Origin of the sequence: Synechococcus sp. HJ21-Hayes, from assembly GCF_024345835.1 — a bacterium.
Lineage (GTDB): Bacteria > Cyanobacteriota > Cyanobacteriia > PCC-6307 > Cyanobiaceae > Vulcanococcus.
Window position 1 is genome coordinate 1 of the sequence record NZ_JAGQBW010000004.1, and the last position, 18,491, is coordinate 18,491.

The 18,491-nt window shown below is 63.9% G+C and carries 15 protein-coding genes; 2 read left to right on the forward strand and 13 right to left on the reverse strand.

Annotated elements, in window-relative coordinates; genetic code table 11:
* Positions 1-285: 285 nt before the first annotated feature.
* Genes KBZ14_RS04325 through KBZ14_RS04350 form a run of 6 tightly spaced genes read right to left on the reverse strand, consistent with a single transcriptional unit; the run spans position 286 to position 7,657 of the window.
* Positions 286-1,749, reverse strand: coding sequence for a hypothetical protein (locus KBZ14_RS04325; RefSeq protein WP_255117085.1), 1,464 nt, complete (start codon positions 1,747-1,749; stop codon positions 286-288).
* Positions 1,746-2,978: a hypothetical protein gene (locus KBZ14_RS04330; protein ID WP_255117086.1), complete on the reverse strand. Its 1,233-nt coding sequence runs from the start codon at positions 2,976-2,978 to the stop codon at positions 1,746-1,748. The genes KBZ14_RS04325 and KBZ14_RS04330 overlap by 4 nt, the downstream gene beginning before the upstream one ends.
* Positions 2,978-4,150 carry a glycosyltransferase family 4 protein gene (locus tag KBZ14_RS04335; RefSeq protein WP_255117087.1) on the reverse strand — a complete coding sequence of 391 codons (1,173 nt, stop codon included), beginning with the start codon at positions 4,148-4,150 and terminating at the stop codon, positions 2,978-2,980. Before KBZ14_RS04335 ends, KBZ14_RS04330 begins: the two co-directional genes overlap by 1 nt.
* Positions 4,147-5,277: a glycosyltransferase family 4 protein gene (locus KBZ14_RS04340; protein ID WP_255117088.1), complete on the reverse strand. Its 1,131-nt coding sequence runs from the start codon at positions 5,275-5,277 to the stop codon at positions 4,147-4,149. The genes KBZ14_RS04335 and KBZ14_RS04340 overlap by 4 nt, the downstream gene beginning before the upstream one ends.
* Entirely contained in the window at positions 5,277-6,398 is a 1,122-nt protein-coding gene (locus KBZ14_RS04345; RefSeq protein WP_255117089.1) for an SGNH/GDSL hydrolase family protein, read from the reverse strand. The genes KBZ14_RS04340 and KBZ14_RS04345 overlap by 1 nt, the downstream gene beginning before the upstream one ends.
* A complete protein-coding gene (locus tag KBZ14_RS04350) occupies positions 6,395-7,657 on the reverse strand; it encodes a sugar transferase (protein ID WP_255117090.1) in 1,263 nt (420 codons plus the stop codon). The genes KBZ14_RS04345 and KBZ14_RS04350 overlap by 4 nt, the downstream gene beginning before the upstream one ends.
* A 60-nt stretch (positions 7,658-7,717) precedes the next feature.
* On the opposite strand from KBZ14_RS04350, the gene KBZ14_RS04355 reads away from it, so the two are divergent.
* Positions 7,718-9,097, forward strand: a complete 1,380-nt coding sequence (locus KBZ14_RS04355; RefSeq protein ID WP_255117091.1) for an exopolysaccharide biosynthesis polyprenyl glycosylphosphotransferase — start codon at positions 7,718-7,720, stop codon at positions 9,095-9,097.
* 292 nt (positions 9,098-9,389) lie between these two features.
* Here the strand turns inward: KBZ14_RS04355 and KBZ14_RS04360 are convergent, their stop codons facing one another.
* Genes KBZ14_RS04360 through KBZ14_RS04370 form a run of 3 tightly spaced genes read right to left on the reverse strand, consistent with a single transcriptional unit; the run spans position 9,390 to position 10,512 of the window.
* Positions 9,390-9,875, reverse strand: coding sequence for an ISAs1 family transposase (locus KBZ14_RS04360; RefSeq protein WP_255117092.1), 486 nt, complete (start codon positions 9,873-9,875; stop codon positions 9,390-9,392).
* Between the two features lie 5 nt (positions 9,876-9,880).
* Positions 9,881-10,075, reverse strand: a complete 195-nt coding sequence (locus KBZ14_RS04365; RefSeq protein ID WP_255117093.1) for a hypothetical protein — start codon at positions 10,073-10,075, stop codon at positions 9,881-9,883.
* Positions 10,072-10,512 (reverse strand): transposase family protein, encoded by a 441-nt coding sequence (locus KBZ14_RS04370; RefSeq protein ID WP_255117094.1) that lies wholly within the window; start codon positions 10,510-10,512, stop codon positions 10,072-10,074. The genes KBZ14_RS04365 and KBZ14_RS04370 overlap by 4 nt, the downstream gene beginning before the upstream one ends.
* 248 nt (positions 10,513-10,760) lie before the next feature.
* Between KBZ14_RS04370 and KBZ14_RS04375 the strand changes: the two genes are divergently transcribed.
* On the forward strand, positions 10,761-11,780 hold the full coding sequence (locus KBZ14_RS04375) for a hypothetical protein (RefSeq protein WP_255117095.1): 1,020 nt from the start codon (positions 10,761-10,763) through the stop codon (positions 11,778-11,780).
* A gap of 633 nt (positions 11,781-12,413) precedes the next feature.
* Here the strand turns inward: KBZ14_RS04375 and KBZ14_RS04380 are convergent.
* The 4 genes from KBZ14_RS04380 to asnB all read right to left on the reverse strand — a co-directional run bounded on the left by KBZ14_RS04380 (position 12,414) and on the right by asnB (position 18,482).
* Entirely contained in the window at positions 12,414-14,336 is a 1,923-nt protein-coding gene (locus KBZ14_RS04380; protein ID WP_255117096.1) for a polysaccharide biosynthesis protein, read from the reverse strand.
* A gap of 14 nt (positions 14,337-14,350) precedes the next feature.
* A complete protein-coding gene (locus KBZ14_RS04385) occupies positions 14,351-15,280 on the reverse strand; it encodes an MraY family glycosyltransferase (protein ID WP_255117097.1) in 930 nt (309 codons plus the stop codon).
* An 83-nt stretch (positions 15,281-15,363) separates the two neighbouring features.
* Positions 15,364-16,554 carry a glycosyltransferase family 4 protein gene (locus tag KBZ14_RS04390; RefSeq protein ID WP_255117098.1) on the reverse strand — a complete coding sequence of 397 codons (1,191 nt, stop codon included), beginning with the start codon at positions 16,552-16,554 and terminating at the stop codon, positions 15,364-15,366.
* A complete protein-coding gene (asnB, locus tag KBZ14_RS04395; RefSeq protein ID WP_255117099.1) occupies positions 16,533-18,482 on the reverse strand; it encodes an asparagine synthase (glutamine-hydrolyzing) in 1,950 nt (649 codons plus the stop codon). The genes KBZ14_RS04390 and asnB overlap by 22 nt, the downstream gene beginning before the upstream one ends.
* Positions 18,483-18,491: the final 9 nt, after the last annotated feature.

Below are 18,491 nucleotides of genomic sequence, written 5' to 3' on the forward strand. Positions count from 1 at the left end.
AAACCAGCCCAAGGTCGCTGAGCATGGGGACAACGTCTACCAGAAGGAGCCCGCACAGAAAAATCACGGTGAAAGCAGAGTTGCTGCGTCCCGCGAACGGATCAAGACCCGTTTGTCCAGAGATTCCTTAGCACGATCAAAAACAAAAGAATGCTTTGGATGCTGAATAACACTTCAATCAAATACCTCTATACAAGCGCATTCCCGCTCGCCTCATTGAGGCAAGCAAAACCAAAAAACAGATCAGATGACAACCATTCCGCACACGCCAATTGATGCATGGCGTCAAGCCCGATCGCGTTCCCAGCGCCCACCCATCCTGGAAACGAGACCACAGAGTGCTAACCAAGGCAGGCAGACCTTGAGGGACACAAACACATCACCCAGCCAGGACGGCCCCAAGGCAACTACGGACAGGATGCCGGCGGGAATCAACCACAAGACAGGCCAACGGTTCTGCAACCAGCAAGCCGTGATCCAGAACAGAACCAACCCAGCAGTCATCACCAGCGTGAAGCCCAACAGGCCAGCCCAACCGCCGGTGGTGACGGGATCCAGCAGAGGCGTTTCCATCAGATCCACCACCCACCCCCTGGCAACCTCGGGTGAAACCCCTGGATTCGACCATCCAGGCAAGCCGACCCCCAGCGCACGGCTGACGGACGGCTCAGCGCCAGCCGCGCCCCAGGCTGGCAACCAAGGTTTGAAGACACCAGGCACCGCGCGATAGAGATCGGCTGGTATCCAAGCCCAGGTGTCTGGACTGACCAGCAAGCCACGATGGCGCAGGTCAAGAACAACAGACAGCGAGGCCAGACCAGCTTTGTTGTACGAGAAGTCGTTCATGGCAGACGCCGCGAGGTTCGTGGGCATCAGGCCCGTTGCGAAGTTCTGCCAGGACTGGGCCAGGTAAGCCCCCATGGGCTGCCCGGGAGCACGGGCCACCCGCGTGTAACGCAGCGCTGTAGGCAAGGCATAGGCCAAGGACAGACCAAACAACAAGCCACCCCAGATCACCGGCCGCCGCCACCAGCGCAGCACACAACCCACCACCCACAGCACCGCCAGCAGCGACAGAAATCGCTGCCGCAACAGGATGAAGGTGACCAACTGCAGCGCCGCCAGCAACAGCCAGAACCAGCGCTCCTGCCGTGGTGGGGAAGCCGGGGCTGCCAGCACCTGCCAGCCGGCGGCAATCAGGGGAGTGGCCTCGATCAGAAAGAGCCCCTTGGCCCAGGGGCGCAAGAGCAGCGGAAGCCCATCCACCCAGGCGCCATCATTGGCACCGATGGTGCCGATCACCGGTGCGATCAGAGCACTGATCAATGCCAGCATCAAGGCGACGCTCAACAGCTGCACACGCGGCCAGCGAGGCAGCATCCGCAGGCGCTGATTGAGCCCCCTGGCCTCCAGCACCAAGGCCAAGCCTGCCAGACCGAGCAGCAACAGCCCGTAAGCCACCAGGCTGTGGAGTGCTGCTGCCGCCATCAGCGGGCGGCGGATCACCCAGCCATAGGCCTCCTGCACATTTGATTGCAGCACCAGCGCACCAACGTTGATCGGGCCGAAATACAGCAGCCAATGGGCCAAAACGGCCAGGGCCAACGGTTTCAGGCAGCCGTCCCGCAGGGGGCGCAGCACAGGCCAAGGGCGATAGGGCCCCAGCAGGGCGATGAGCCAGGCCAAGGCCAACGCCATATTGGCGGCTACGCCCAGGAGGGCATAGGGCGTGGGGAGTGGAGCGGTCATGGTGGGGTTGCCGGTGTTGACCTGCGCAGCAGCTGCCAGCGCACAGGCCATTGCAGCAGCTCGGCGGCGAACAGCAGGAGCGCGAAGGGAACGAGCTGGTGGGGGTACCAAACCAGCAGCAGGCCATAGAGCAACAGCAGCGGCAGCCAGCCTTCCACCAGGGCCAAGAGGGGTTCGTTGCGGGAGCGGATCAGCGTGGCCAGAGGCTGCTGCAGTACCCGCAGCAGCTGCACGAGCAACAACAGCCCAAACAGGAGCAGATGGGGCCGCCAGGTGGCCCCAAGCCACAGCGGATACAGCCAGGGGAAGGCCAGAACCATCAGGGGAATCACCGCCAGCAGCAGCGGCAGCGTGCGGCCCGCCAGGGCGCAAGCTGCGCGCAGCGGCTGAGGCTCACGCAAAAGGTCCGGAATCCTGGGTTCGATCAGGGCATTGCCGAACTGGCCCAGAAAGCCTGCGGCGGTGCGGTGGGTGCTGAACAGCGCCAGCTGGGGCTGCCCCAGCAAGGCGGCGGTGAGCAGGGTGATGCCGTTCTGCAGGAGAGGAGCCGGCAGGCTGGCGGACGCCAGAAGCAGCATGCGCCGCCATAGGCGCGGCACAGACCAGTCGGTGGAGGCTGCCTCGGTACCCCAGGGAAAACAGCGCTGCAGCAGAGCCCCCTGCCCACAGGCCTGCAGCCCGCGCAGCACAACCGCGGCCCCGATGGCCTGGGCAAAGCTGCCCCCGAGCCCGGCGGCCAGGGCGGCCGGGGCCAGGATCAGCAGCTGATCCAGGGCACCCAGGCAGAAGCTGAGGCTGAGGTGGCCATCGCTATAAAATCGTTTGCTCATCGCCCCCAGCAGCGGCTGGCCCAGCAGGCGCAGAGCGGCGTAGCTCAGTAGCAGGGGAACAGGCAGGGGAAAACGGCCAACCACCAACAGCAGCGTGGCCGGCAACAGCAGCAGGGCCAGCGCAAAGGCGGCCCGGGCACCGAGGCGATAAAGGGCCTGGCGTTCGGCGGGATCATCAGCCCGCAACAGCTCATAGCCCACCAGATCCGCCAGCACCGCCGGCAACGCCAGCAGCAGGCTGATGGCAGCCTCCAGCGACAGCCATTGCCCCAGGCCCTGGGCAGACCAATGGCGTGCGATCAGGGCCGTGAACAGCAGGTTCTGGCCGAGCGACACCCCCACCGTGGCGAGGTTCACGAGGGTGGGCGTCTGCCGCCGCCACCAGGCCTGACGGCCCATCACAACCGGCGGGCCTGGAGGGCCGCCAGCAGGGCTTTGGGGAAATCGAGCACATCCGGCAGATCCGCACAGGGCTCCACAGGCGCGGCATGGGGATCGGTCAGCCACTGGCGCAGCACGGCCGCCAGCCCGGGGGCATGGCCGGCGGGGAAGCAACGGATCGGCTGGCCGAGGGCCAGGAGATCCCGGGCACAGCCCACCCGATGGCTGAGCAGGGCCTGGCAGCCGAACGCCAGGGCCTCATGCACCACCAACCCCCAGGTTTCGCTGTGGCGGGAGGGCAACACCAGGGCATCGGCCATGGCATAGGCCCGGCCGATCTCGCCCTGGTTGAGAAATCCCAGCGGATGGAAGTGATCGCCCAGCAGGGCGGAGAGGCGGCGGTTCCATTCGGACTCCAGGGGCCCACTGCCCACGCTGATCAGATGCAGCGTCCGGCGTTCCTCCAGAGGCAGGAGCGCCAGGGCCACGGCAATCAGCAGCACATCTTTCTCCTCCGCCAACCGGCCGGCGTAGAGGAGCACCGGCGCCTGGTCAGGGATGCCGATGCGCTGGCGCTGGGCCGCCGCCTGGGGCTGCCACTGCCGGCGCTGCGCCTCGAGCCAGGTGGTGTCTGGGGCATAGCTGGCCAGGCAGATCCGCTCCGGGGGAACACAACGCACCTCCAGGTGGCGACGGCCATGGCCGGAGATGGGGCACACCAGGGCACTGCGGCGGTAGATCCAGCGCAGGCCGAGATCCCGCAACAGCGCCAAGCCAGGTGTGCGCAACCGCACCGCATCGGTGGCTTCCGTGCGCAGCAGCAGCGGAATGCCCAGGCGCGGCAGGAGCCCCGCCAGCCCGCCCACCAGCCAGGGCGCATGGTTGAACAGCAGCACGGCATCGGGGCGGGAGCGGTGCACCCAGCGGAGCACCGCCGGCAGCAACCGCAGGCCCTGTAAGCCCTCGATCGCCGCCAGGCCGCCTTCTGTGAGGAAGGCGCTGGCATAGCCCTCCAGCAGGGGCTGATCCCAGCAGAGGGGCTGGCCGAAGCCCGGGTCGGGCTGCTGACCAGCGGGGCTGAAATTCTGGCGGCAGAGGTAGAGCACCTCAAGGGAGGTGTGGGCCGCCAACCAGCGGAACTGGGGGGCCACGTATTGCACGGGATGGGTATGGATGGCCAGCAGCCTCACCCGAGCACCTCCTGCACGGCCGCCACCAGCTGCTGCGGCGATGGGGTGGGGTGGGCACGGCGGGCCCAGGGCCACTGCTGCAGGGCCAGGCGGATGGCCCGGGCCAGCGCACGCGACTGGCCGGCAGGGAACACCCAGCCCTGGGTGCTGGAGAGCACCAGATCATGGCGCGAGCTAACCCGATCGCTCACGACCACACGCACCCCCTGGCTGAGGGCTTCATTCACCACCAGGCCCCACACCTCCCCCTGCACCGAAGGAAGCAGCAGCAGATCGATCTGGCGATAAAAGGCAGGCAGATCGCTCTGATTCACGAACCCGTGGAACGCGAGCTGGGGGAGCAGGGGCTCGAGCGCCGCGCGGCAGGCCGCCAGCAAAGGCCCATCCCCGGCTGCAGCGAAGCTGAGCCGGTCCCGCTCCTCGGCGCTCAGGTGATCCAGGGCGCGGGCCACGATCAGGGGATCCTTCACAGGCGTGAACTTGCCCACGTAGCCCAGGCGTAACCGGTCCGGCTGCGGCTGGTGCGGCTCCTCCTGAGCCCAGGGCGGAATCACGGCCTGATCCACGGCATAGGGCACCGTGCGCAGCCGAGCCGGCGGCACGCCGAGCCGCAGGAAATGCCGGTACGACTCGGCACCGATGGGCAGGATCCAGCGGCAGCAGCGGTAGTAGCGGCGGAGCACCGCATCCCGCAGCCAGTTCTTGATGGCACTGCGGCTGTAGGCCTCATCGGAGGTGTCGGCGCGCAGCAGGATCGGCACACGAGCCAGCGCCAGCAGCAGGGAAGCGGTGGCGATGAAGCTTGGGCTGTAGGCGTAGATGAGCACGGCATCTGGCCGCCAGAGCAGCAGCCGCAGCGCCGCCCAACCGCCGGCGAGCACACCACGCCAGCCGGAGAGGGCCTTGAGGGGCCAACCGGTGAGGGCGGTGCGCTCGTAACCGCTGGTGAGATCGCAGTCCCAGGCGAAGGCCACGCCGAAATCGGGGTCGTAACTTGGGGATTCAACGCCGTGCAGGCAACCCACAAACACCCGACAGCGCCAACCCGGTTTTGCGGCAAGCCCTCGGAACACCGGCACGAAATACTGCACGGGATGGGTAGCCAGGATCGCGAGCCGGCGCGCCATCACAACCCGCAGAGCCAAGGGATTAGGGCCGTCGCGGCCAGGCGATGGCCGCTGGCATTCCAATGGCCCTCGCCGGGGGCCTGGCCGGTGAAGCCATGAAGGGTGAGGCCCCGCTGATCGGCCTGTTGCTGCAGCAGCGGGGCCAGGGGCAGATAGGGGATGCCCCGGGCCGCCAGGAGCGCCTGCAGCCGCCGCTCCGACGCGAAGGGATCGGGGGGGCGCTGGGAGGGCCGAGGCCAGAGCTGATCGGGGCTGCTGGCGCTGGCCACCACCAACATGGCCCCGGTGGCCGCAACCTCCCGGTTCAGGTTGGCGATCAGGGCATCGGTGATGGCCCAGGCCTGCGCTGAAGCTGGCGGGGTGGGCGCGGGTGGCTGGCCGGCGAGGGCACGGCGAGGGGGGGCCGCTCGGTTGGCCATCCGGTTCTTCCCCTCATTGAGCAGCTGCAGCACACGGCTGTGGTTGATCAGCCCCTCCAGCAGCTGGCCGGGAAGAGAGGTGCGCCAGCGGTAACCAGGGGTGTTGCGGAAGCTGTTGTCCACCACCAGATGGCTGTCGGCTGTTAGGCGCACCACAGGGCGATCCGGCCTGGAACGGGGCTCATTGTCCTGGAGGTCGTTGCCGGGATACAGCAACAGCAGCACGAGATCGGGGTGGTAGGCGCGGGCCAGATGGCGCCAGGTGAGCCACTCCTGAGCCGTGCCATAGCCACCAACGCCGAAGTTGAGCACCTCAACACCATCGGGATGACCGGCCTTGAGCCGGCACTGGCGCGCCGCCGAGAGCTGCGTCTGCAGCTGGCCCGCCAGGGTGTTGGGCTCATTGAGCTGCAGGGCCTCCGTGAAGGAATCGCCCAGCACCGCCAGACGCAGCCGGCCGGGCTGGGGCTCCAGGCTGGTGGGAGCACCGCGGAACCCGGCGGCATTGATCCGCACCTGGCCATGCCCCTCGCGGCTCCAGAGGCCCGCCGCCCCGGGGCGCAATCCGTAGCCGCGCTCCGGATCGAGGCTGTAGAAGGCGGGGTGCTGCAGGCCTGCGAGGCGCAGCATCAGTTCGGCCGCCCCCACCGACACCACCAGTCCCACACTCAGGGCCGCCAGATTGTCGAGCCAGCGCTTCATGGCCGCCATGCTGCCGGAACGCAGAGCAGCAGCAGGGAGGTGGCCAGGAGGCGCAGATCGAGCAGCAGCGAGTGGTTGCGCAGGTAATACAGGTCGCGAGCCAGCTCCCAGGCCAGGGTGTCCGGCTCCTCGGGCGGCGGGCCGATGATGCGGCCCCAGCCCGTCATTCCCGGGCGCATCCACTGGCGCAGCTCGGCACCGGGGAAGCGGGCCTCCAGCCGGGCCAGGGCCTCAAGGCTGAGGGGGCGCGGCCCCACCAGGCTCATCTCGCCGCGCCATACATTGAGCAACTGCGGCAGGGCGCTGAAGCGGCCGGATCCGGCCAGGCGAATGCGGGAAAACGGACGGCCATCGCGGCCGCCACAGGCATCGCGGTGCAGCCGCGGCCGCAGAGCGAAAGCCAGCGGTGCGAGCAGCGCCAGCAGCAGGCCACTGCCAAACAGATCGCCGAGGCGCTTGAGGCGGGCCGCCGGGCCGCTGCGGGCATGGCTGAAGGCCTCCACCCGCTCGGCCCAGGCCGTGGCCAGCAGTTCCGGAGGCAGGCGCTGCAGGAAGGTTTCCGCCCAACCGGCCAGGGAGAGCAGGCGCAGGCCCTGCTGCTGCCAGGCCAGCAGGGTGGCGCGATCGGCGGCGCTGGGCTGGTGCTGCAGGCCGAGGGCCACCCCATCGAGGGCCAGCCAGGCGGGCAGGGCCTCGGGCAGGGGCGGCATCGCCTGGGAGGCACGCCACTCGATGCCGCAGGGGATGGCGCACGCACCCACATCGATGGCCTGGGAGAGTGCGGCGCGCTCCTCAGGAGCGGCGATCAGCAGCCACTGCTGCTGCGGCCGCCAGAGGTGGGCCGTGCTTTGGCCCAGGCCCAGCAGCAGGTTGGTGCCCAACCCAAGGGCCAGCCCCGGCAGCAGAAAGGACCGGCTCATCGTGGCCTCGAGCTGCTGCCCTCGCAGAAGGGTGCTGGCAGCCGCCAGGGCGAACACCAGGGCAGCGGCCGCCAGGCAATTGCGCAGCTGGCGAGCCAGATCAAGCTGGTGGCGCGCCAGGGCCGTGTAGGTGCCGAGGAGGTAGTGGATCAGCAGCCAGGCCAGGATCAGGCCGAGGGGGCCCCGGCTCAGCTGGGGCCAGGCCCCGAACTGCCAGCCATACACAGCGCACCAGCTCAGGCCCAGCAGCAGGCCATCGCTGCAGGCGGCACGCAGAACCGGGGGGAAGCGGGTGGCAGCAGCCAAGGCAGCACCCGGGCCGGGCGCGGAACTACTCATGACTATGGCGCCGAGTACATCGGAGAATGCTGCGAGTGGAGCAGGGGGCTGGATCGGGCGATGTGGTGGCGATCCCCCTGGCTTAGGCGCCGTGGGCTGCTGATCGGCCTCGCGGGCTTCGATCTGCTCACGGTGGTGGCTGCCTACAACATCTTTTATCAGGTCCGATTCGGCGCCTGGCCAGGGCTCAGCAATGCGGTGCTGGGGTTGATCGGCCTGTGGCTGGCTGGCTCCTATCTGATCGGCCGCTATTCCCGCCCGCAGCGGCGCCGGGGGCTGGCCCCTGCCCTGCTGAGCAGCGCACTGGTGGCGTTGCTGGTGCTGGGGGTGGTGGCCGGTGGCCTGAGCTGGGGCCTGGATTTGGACGATCCCCGCACACTGCGCAGCTTCGCGCTGCCGATGGTGGCGGCCAGCGCGCTGGTCTCGACCCTGGCCCAGGCCTGGGCCCAGGCGGTGCTCACGCGGCCGCAGCACTGGGTGCTGATCGGCAGCGACGCGGAGCTGGCGGTGGTGGCCGCTGAAATCGCCCGCGATGGCCTCGGCCAGCAGCTGCAGCTCACCCTGGTGCCGAGCGGTGAAACCGACAGGCACAACCTCAGCGCCCTTGCCTGCGCCAGCAGCGGCATCGCCGTGAGCGAGCAGGCTGAACTGGATGAGGTGCTGCTGCAACGGCTGCTGGCCCTGCGGGGCAGCGGCACCAGGCTGGTGAGCCTGCTGAACTGGGCGGAGCAGGTGCTGCAACGGGTGCCTCCGGAGCTGTTCAGCAGCCGCTGGCTGGTGCATGCCGAAGGCTTTGAACTGCAGCCGGAGCGGTTCGGCTGGCGCCTGAAACGGCTAGGCGATGTGCTGGTGGCCGGCCTGCTGCTGCTGGCCGCACTGCCGCTGCTCGCCCTGGCGGCCCTGCTGGTGCGGCTGGAGGATGGCGGGCCGGTGTTCTACGGCCAGGTGCGCAGCGGCCTGTATGGCGACACAATGCGCATCCACAAGCTGCGCAGCATGCGGGTGGATGCGGAGGCACAGGGCATCCGCTGGGCCAGCGCCGGCGATGTGCGCGTCACACGCGTGGGCCTGTGGCTACGGAAGCTGCGGATCGATGAACTGCCGCAGCTGCTGAGCGTGCTGCGGGGCGACATGAGCCTGATCGGCCCCCGGCCAGAACGGCCGGAACTGGAGGAAGAGCTGGAGCAGGCGATCCCGCACTACCGCGTGCGCCACTGGATCCGCCCAGGCCTGAGCGGCTGGGCACAGGTGTGCCACCCCTATGGCGCCAGCGTGGCCGACAGCCGCCGCAAACTCAGCTACGACCTCTACTACCTGCGCAACGCCAGCCTGCCCCTGGATCTGTTGATCCTGTTCAAGACCATGCGGCTCGTGCTCGCTGGCCAGGGCGCTGAACCGGAAGCCCTTTGCGCCAGGCCAGGAACATCGCAAGGCGACTGAGACGCAGCCTGGGCCAGAGGCACTGAGGCTCTCAGGAAGTGTCCCGATTTTGCACGGCAGGTACAGAAGCGACTTCCAGACCCCCCCTTCTCCGCGATCAGGAAGACCACAGCTGAGCACCCATCTGCACCGGCAGACCAAAGCGCAATGCAGCCGCCCTCAGAGCTACGGTTGCTTTTTGCGCATGGAGGCCAGTTCATGCACGTTTTTGCTCAGGGGTGCCTGCAGGGCTCATTAAAAGTTAGGCCGAGCTCAGTACCTGAGCTGGTTCTCGCCAGCCCAGCAGTGCCAGTCATCCCGGGATGTCATGCGCCCGAGCAGCCAGGCCCTCGGTGATCGACCAGAAGCCGTCGAGCCGCAGGGCGTTCATCGCCAGGCTGCGGAGCGTGGCCAGGATCTGTACACCGTTGGTCTCGCAGTAGCGGTGCGCATCCTCACGGAGTTGCGTATCGCGGGGCCAATGCCAGGAGTTCTCGATGCTCCAGCGGTCTCTCACATGCTGGAGCAAGGGTGTGGCTGTGGTCCTGAGACTCGTGACGTAGTAACGGGTTTCATCAATGCGCTTGCCATGCCGGGTGCCCTTGCAATGCACCGCCAGGATCGTGGCGCTGCCGGGCCAGTTCTCAGTGACCCACTCTGGTGCGGGCATCCCCCGCAGAGACCATTTCAGGTCACGGCAACGCTTGCGCTCGCGATGGGTGATCTCAAACACGGCCTTGCGGCCATAAGTCAGCCGATCACGAATGATCTGAAACCCCTTGCGGCGGCTGTGTTTCACCGCGATCAGGAAGTCGGCGCCACGCTGCTCGAGGTAGAGGGAAAAGGGCGGTTGGCATGCAGCGCATCCGCCTGCACCAGCAGGCCACTGAGCTCAACCCGATCGAGAAGCTCGCGCAAAGCCTGGATCTCGCTGCCGCTGTCGGTGGCGTAGGTGTTCTGGGCGATCGCCACGCCGAGGCTGTTGGAGTACAGGCTCACCTGTGCGATGTAGACGCAGTCGGCCGGAGGCCATAACGCGCTGCTCCAGAGGCGGTTTCAGCGATGGATCCCCGCAGGGTCTTGCCATCGCACACCAGGGTGTCGACCACTTCAGGCACGCTTGGCTGAGCTGTGATCCATTGCTGCAACAGGGATTCGAACCCTTCCACGTCAAGCTGGCTCAGCAGCCAGCGGAACGTCGAGTCCGACGGTGATTTGGCGATGTGGGTACCGAGGAGCGCGTTGAGGGTCTTGCGATGACGCTTAGCGAAACGCTCCATCCCAAGCAGTGAGCCCTGACCGCTGAGGATCGCCACCAGCAGCATCCACCACTGCGGAAAGCGAACCCCACGGCGCATGCGGCAGTCCGGCAGGGCCTTGAGGAAGCTGATTAGGTCAGTGGCTGCAGCAGGACTCTGGATCGGCGGCGTGGGCAAGGATCAGGAGCGGAACGCCTCCAGGAGAAACCAGTCAGGGACTGGGCTGGGAGCCCGCTGGGACAGACCTTTAATAGGCCCTGGGGGTGCCTGTTTTGACGCAGCTCAGCCCTCAACACACCCTTTTGTCAGCCTGATCCAGAATGGAATCGCATAACCGGATCGGCCGGATCTGGCCGCTGAAGGACATGCAAAAGTCGTGAACGATCGCGAAGTGTCCTCATCAATAGGCTCATTGCTGTACGGGGATGCGCCGAGGACATACCGATGGAACGATAACCATAGAAAGCTTCGGCCAAAATCCAGACAAACGGGATCAGGGGTGTACCATAAGGAGAGGCTTAGCGGCAGTGGTGGCAATCGCTTTACAAGTTATTGCATTCAACGTGGATCCATGGATCAATGCAATGCTCAAGAACGCGGCTCCAAATGTGGACAAGATCTTCATCGCCTACCCCCCGCGCCCATGGAGCTATTCAACGAAGGCCAGAGAATATCTCAGAAATCCAACGGCATTAGAATCCCTGGAGATAGACAGTCTTGAATGCGCTGTCGAAATCGTGAATGGAGACTGGGAGCGAGACGAGGACACAAGAAATTGCCTGCTAAAGCGAGCGCGCGAACAGGGGTACGACTGGATGGTCATACAAGATGCCGACGAGTTTTATACGCAGGAGTCGTGGGCAAGGCTCAGACAGAAAATGAATGAGGCAAGCAACAGCGAACTACTGATTACTCCTTGGTACAACTTTTGGAAGAGCCCTGAATATGTAGTTGTAAACAGGGGAACAGGCATAAAGACGCTCAACGAGGGCTTCGCGGTTCGAGCAAAGGAAAGCAACGTGATGTTCACGTTTTCACGCACGACCAATGCATCCTACAAAACCGTCATTGACGAGCCCTGCTATCACTATGGCTACGTTATGGATGATCAGGCGATGATCAGAAAGATCAACTCATGGGCGCATGCCAATGAAATGCTGTCGGCAAGGCTATGGTATGAATTAAAGTGGCGCCGCTGGAATCCGAACAGCATCTACCTTCACCCTGGGAGCCCCTCGCACTGGCTCAGGGCCGAAAGGTTTCCGCTACACCAGCCAGCATTTGCAGCAGACTTCATGCCGTCTCAAGGGATCGAACCTAGAGAAAAGGGGATTTACTGGAACATCACGGAAGCAGCATGGAATGGGTTGTCGTGGGCGCAATGGAAGATTGGTTCACTGAAGAAGGCGATCCGGGCAAGCTTAGTCAACAGAAAGAATAAATAGCATATGCCAAAACAATAATCACACGGGCGCCATGCAGCTCGACAGCATTGGCATTCAAGCGAAAATACGTGGGCGAAGAATTAAGTCGCAAAGACATGGATGTGATGGCAGAGTGCAGCGGAATGCATCCCGATTAGAATCCCTTGCACGCTATAACTTACAATCAGATTTTCCAGGTATCACGTAGATCGCATCAGGAGATTGAGTAGCGAATTGACTCATTACGGCAGGGAGGAAACAGAGAGGTGGAACGGCTTGACGCCGAAAGGGCCTGGAAAGCAAGCCACAAGAAGAACACCTTGCAACATCAGAAATCCGGCGAGGCTTCGGCATGCTCTCACCAATCAGTCAGGCTACACAAACGCTGCTATGCAGCCACAAGCCTTCCAAGCAGAATAATCGCCCGATTGAGATGCGGAGAAACAGCCGCATTCTGCATTACATCGACACAAAGCTATGCGTAGGAGATTGGCAGTGGGCGCTCCATTTCTCAATACTTGAAATGGCGCGCTGCTTGTTGTACATGAACAAACCGCCAAAAGCCGCACGGGAAGCTTCTCGCAGATCCAAACACGAATACTCTAGAATCAGAAAAGGATGGGATGGATATACGAGATAAACACTTGTTTCACATCATCTGCAGACTCGCACTGGGGAACTTGTGTCAACTGAGACCTGATCGTAAGCGCGTTGCCACTCCGGTACCAGCTGGCTGAGCAGATCCAGGGCATGTGCCACATCCTGTCGTTCGATCGCGGCCGCGAGAACATCCAGGAGAGGCCAAAGCGCCTCGGGGGGCATGGCACACTCCTGAGCCCGGTAGATCAGCGGATGGGCTGTGGGCTGGGCATCGGCGTCGATCAGCAGCTCTTCATATAGCTTTTCGCCTGGGCGCAGGCCGGTAATTTGAATGTCGATATCGCCATCGGGATGGTCAGCATTGCGCAGACTGAGCCCACTGAGGCGCACCATCTGTTCCGCCAGGTCTTTGATACGCACCGGATCACCCATGTCGAGCAGAAACAGATCACCCCCTTGGGCCAGTTGAGCGGCCTGAAGCACCAACTGGGCAGCTTCCGGGATGGTCATGAAATAACGCACAATCTCGGGGTGGGTGAGGGTAATGGGGCCGCCAGCAGCAATCTGCCGGCGGAACCGGGGCACAACGGAGCCCGAAGAACCGAGAACGTTTCCGAAACGCACCATGGCAAAGCAGGTGCTGCTGAACTGCTGGGAACTGGCCTGCACGACAAGTTCAGCAACCCGCTTGCTGGCGCCCATCACGTTGGTGGGACGCACGGCCTTGTCAGTGGAGATCAGGATTACCCGGGGCACGCCGGCAGTGGAGGCGGCCTGGCACACCGCTCGGGTGGAGAGCACGTTGTTGGCGAGACCCGCCAGGGGGTTGAGTTCCACCAGAGGCACGTGTTTGTAGGCGGCGGCATGGAAAACCACCTGCACCCCCCAAGCAGAAAACAGCTGTTCGAGCAGGTTTTTGTCAGCAGCATTGCCTAGAACGACGCAGAAGCTGGTAGAAGCAGGCGCAGCGGCCCGCAGCTCCTGTTCGATCGCGTAAAGGCTTGGCTCGCTCTGCTCAAGCAAAATCAATAGCTGGGGACCCAGCAACATAATCTGGCGGCAGAGCTCAGAGCCGATTGAACCGCCAGCACCGGTCACGCACACCACCGCTCCTTCAATGCCAGGACCCAGCAGCTGGGGATCGGGCGGCACGCTGTCACGACCCAGCAATTCTTCGATGGCGATCGGGCGCAAGGCATCAATCCTGGCCATGCCGCTTGTGATCTCCTCCACCGAAGGCACCTGGAGCACGGGGATGTCGAGCGTCTGAAGCTCAGCCACAATTTCACGGCGCCGGCGGCGACTCAACGACGGGATCGCAAGCAGCACCTGATCCACGTCACTGCGCACCTGCTTAAGAAGCGAAGGCGGATGGATTGCAATGCCGTTGATACTGCGGCGCCAGAGCTGGGGAGCGTCGTCGAGAAAGGCGGTGATGCTGTGGCCGCCAGCGAGGCGCAAGGATGCGGCCAACTGGGCACCGGCGGCACCGGCTCCGTAGATCGCCACCCGCACCCGGCGCTGGCCGATGCCGTCTTGCAGTTTGAGCAAGGCATCGCGCAGGGCAAAGCGCACCGTGCCTGTGAGGCCGGTAAGCAACAGCCAGAGCAAGAGCCAGCTGCTGCGCGGTGGCAAGGGCAGTTGCAGCATCACCCCCGCCATCGCCAGCAGGAGCACTAGGAGTCCATTTCGCCACGCCAACCGGTAGAGGGCTGTGCTGCCCGCGTAGCGGGTGAGGCCTTTGTATTGACCGGTGAAGCCGTAGAGGGGCAGGGCGATCAGCCAGGCTAATGGTAACATCCAGAGGCTGTCCTGTAGCTGGGGGCTCCAAGAATCCGCCAGCCGCAACCAGAAGCTGAGCCATAGCGCCAGAGGGATCAGCAGCACATCGGCCGCGATCAGCAGGAACCGCCGCCGCAAGGGTGAGAGCTGCAGGGCCCGAAGACTCAGCCTTCTGGTGAGGGAGTTGTGCTGCATTAATTCGTGAGTGCCTACTGCTTGGCGTTGACTGCGGCCAGGGATGCGGTGAAGGGCACGGCAACGCATTGATCGAGCCAGACTCCTACCAGCAGCTCTACGCCAGCACCCACCATCACTGCTGGCCAGCCTCCCCAGAGCAGGGTGACGGCCAAAGCAGTCGTGGCGGCGACATAGAGGTTGGAGACCTGCGAATGGCTCCAGCCGGCCTGGTGCAGGCGCTGGTACAGGTGCAGGCGGTGGGCCTGGAACACGGGCTGGCCGGCCAGCAGACGGCGGGGCACGCAGAGGCCGGCATCCGCCAGCAAGGGGGTGGCCAGCAGCAGCATCCCCAGGGCATCCGGCCAGGTGGGGGCTTGCAACACCACACCGGCAAACACTGCGCCCAGGAAAGTGCTGCCCACATCACCCATGAACACCTTGGCGGGGCTCCAATTCCAGAGCAGGAATCCGAGCAGCGCACCCACCAGCGCCCAGAGGGGCCAGAGGGCCGTGAGCTTGATGGCTGTTGCGCTGATGGCAACAGCCATGCAGCCGGCCACCAGGCCATCCAGCCCGTCCATGAAATTGGTGAAGTTGATCACCGCCGTAATGGCAATCAGCAACAACGGCATCGCGAGCCAGGGCCGTGGCAAGGGGCAGAGCAGGATCATCGCCAGGGCCGTTGTCAGCTGCACTCCATAACGCCAGCTGGCGGGGAGGTTGTGGCGGTCGTCAAGCACACCAATAAGCGCCAGAGGCAGGGCGATCAGCGGCAAAGCCACCACCGAAACGGCTGCGTGCTGGGCCAAGCCTGTCGACAAGAACTGCAGCCCGCTGGCAACAGCTGCCACCAGCACGAAGGCCATGCCGCCGCCACGGGGGGTGGGCTTGTGGTGGGAGCTGCGGGCGTTGGGCTGATCGAGCAGGCGGAGACGCAGTTGGGGGATCAGGGCGCGCAGCACAAGCCAACTGCAGAGAGCAGCGAGCGTTGCCGTTGGCCAGGGAGATGCAGGTATGGACATTGACGCTGACTAGAACACAACGGTCAGCTATGCATCCCGCCGTGGTCGGAACGTAATGATGCAACTTCTTTATTGATGAGCTTGATCTGTGCAGCAATGACATGATTCTCATCATAAAGCCGCAAGGCCCTTTCTCTGCCTGCTTTTCCCAGGCGTGTGCCCCAGCCAGGGTTGAGCAACATTCTTTCAACGCCGGCTGCCAATTCACCAGGTGATCGCACGGGCACAAGCAATCCCGTTTCCTCCGGCACAACCTCTTCACGGGCTCCACGAATGTTCGTGGCAACCACTGGCTTGGCCATCATCATTGCTTCGATGATGGTGCGTGGCATCCCCTCTCTCCACGAAGGAAGACAAAACAGATCCATAGCTACCAGCAACTGTGGAATATCTTCACGGGATCCCAGAGCCATCAGGCGATGGCCTAGCACATCCTGGGCTGCGGCAAACGCGGCAACCACCCCTTGATCATGGTCGCTAGCAAGGCGCTCTCCAATCAGCAATACCCAAAGATGCGTGTGGCGATTGGCGAGCGATGTCATGGCCCCTAAAAACTCACCAATGCCTTTCTCGCGCACTTGGCGGCCGATTAGGCCAACCACAAAAGCATCTCTGGGTATTCCCAGGGCAAATCTGACGGTTTCGCTGGTGGCGACATTTTGGGGATTGAAGCGTCTCGGATCGACTCCATTTCCAATCGCAACAACTCGGCTTTCAGGAGCGATTCCCTCATGGATCGCCGTGGCCGCGTCCTCCTTGCTCTGGCAGAACAGCAGATCGGTGAAGTGGCCGGCGATCCGCTCCAGCTGTACAAAGAATGCACGCTTCCACTGCGGCATATGATCATGGAAATAAAAACCGTGTGCCGTATAGACGACCAGCGGAATACCAGCAAGTCTGGCGGCCATGCGACCAATCAGCGCTGCGACAGGCGTATGGACATGGAGCACATCAAAGGATTGCCGACGAAAAAATCGCGTCAGCTGAATCAGTGAGCGCAACGCGAAAAAGGGATTCATGCTGCGAGCTATTGGGATTGTCTTGATGCAATATCCCTGAGCGCGCAGCCCGGCGATCTCCTTGCCATCCGAACAGATAGCAACCACCTGCCATCCTTCTTCACGCATCCCGTCGACCAAGGGCAGCAGGAAATTCTTGAGCGTGAAATCCACAGCACAGAGCTGGCATACCTTTAGGCCCAACGCCTTCTCCACGCCTGGTACATCAAGACATTCCACAGGGCATATTGAACATTTCTACCTGAGAGGTGGCGCTGCCACATGGCACGGATCGGTGCTGGATTAAGCAGTCCGTCAGCTGCCAATGCAGCGGGAGAGAGGAGATCTTCCGCCCAGTCACGCAGGGGGCCTCGCAACCAGTGCTCAATCGGCACACCAAAGCCCTGCTTGGGGCGCTCCACCAGTTCGCGGGGAACATAGCGGTAGAGCAGCTGGCGCAGCAGCCACTTGCCCTGGCCGTTGCGTACTTTTTGTCTTAACGGCAAGTGCCATGCGAAGTCGATCACCCGCGGATCAAGGAAAGGAACCCGCGTTTCCAGACTGGCAGCCATTGCGGCACGGTCGACCTTGACCAGGATGTCGTCAGGCAGATAGGTCAGTGAATCGACCGCCATCATGCGCTCAGCGAAGCTGGGGAGAGCAGGCCATCGGCCTGGGTCGGCGACCAGCGTCGGTAGCTCGGCGATGCCGCCCAGCGGCAGCGGGCCGCGCCATTGGCTGACCAACTCGCGGTAGAGGCCTTCCGGGGACGGCGCGGCGATAACTTCGGCAAGTTTGTGCAGCTTGTCGCCAGGATTGCTGACGCGCAGTTGTGTCGGGAGCCAAGGGCCGATCACGTCGAAGGGGCCGTTCCAAGTAGCGGCAGGCATGGCCGTGAGAGCACCTGAGGCCGCGCGGCGCAGCCACGGCGGTATAGGGCCGATACGGCGCCACAGCGAAGTCGCCCAGAAGTAGCGGTTGTAGCCACCGAAGAGTTCATCGCCGGCATCGCCTGACAGACAGACGGTGACGTGTTGTTTCGTCAGAGAGCAGACCAGTGCAGTAGGAATCTGCGAGGAATCGGCAAACGGCTCGTCATAGATGTCGGGCAGACGCGGAATGATCTCTAGTGCCTGCTCTGGGTCAACATGCAATTCAGTGTGCTCGGTGCCGAGATGACGGGCCACCGCCTTGGCATGCGCGGCTTCATTGTAGTCGTTCTCGGTGAAGCCGATGGTGAAGGTACGCACAGATCGTGTGCTGCGCGCCTGCATCAGCGCCACCACAATCGACGAATCCAGCCCACCGGAAAGCAGCGCGCCAAGCGGCACGTCGGCGACTATTTGTTCGTCGATCGCTGAGCCGAGCACCGCTTCGAGCTCGTCGAGCGCAGCGCCGTCACTCAAAGCGTGATGGTTTGCGGCACCCTCCTGAGCGACAGCGGCGAAGCACCACCACGGTTCGGGATCCCCGAAGCGACCGTCAGCCCCCACTCGCAGCAGGGTGCCCGGAGGCAGCTTGAAGATTCCCCGGTAGATGGAGTATGGGGCCGGCACATAGCCGTAGCGAAGCATGAGCGCCAGTGCCCCGGGGTCGGTTTCGAAGCGGGCGGCCGGCAACGCGCGCAGCGCCTTCAGCTCCGAGCCAAAGGCAAAGCCGTCGCCAACGCGGCCGTAGTAGAGCGGCTTCTCGCCGATGCGGTCGCGCGCCAGCGTCAGCGTTTTCTCGGCACGGTCCCAGAGCGCCAGCGCAAACATGCCCCGGGCGCGGCGCAGGGTCACCTCGAGCCCCCAGGCGACGATGCTGGCGAGGAGAACCTCGGTATCGGAATAGCCACGCCAAACCGGCGCGTGGCCAGCCGCATCCAGTTCGCCACGCAGCTCAGCCCAGTTATAGATCTCGCCGTTGTAGACGAGGAGATAGCGTGCGCAGGCCGACTGCATCGGCTGATGACCGGCAGGCGAAAGGTCGAGAACGGATAGGCGGCGATGGGCGAGCGCCACTCCCGACCCGGCGTCGATCCAGATGTCGCCGTCGTCCGGCCCGCGGTGGAGGATCGAATGGGCCATCGCGTGCGCCTGGGTGCGCATCGCATCGGCATCTGTAAGCGGAGCGGCGGCAATGAAGCCGGCTATGCCACACACCTTAAGACC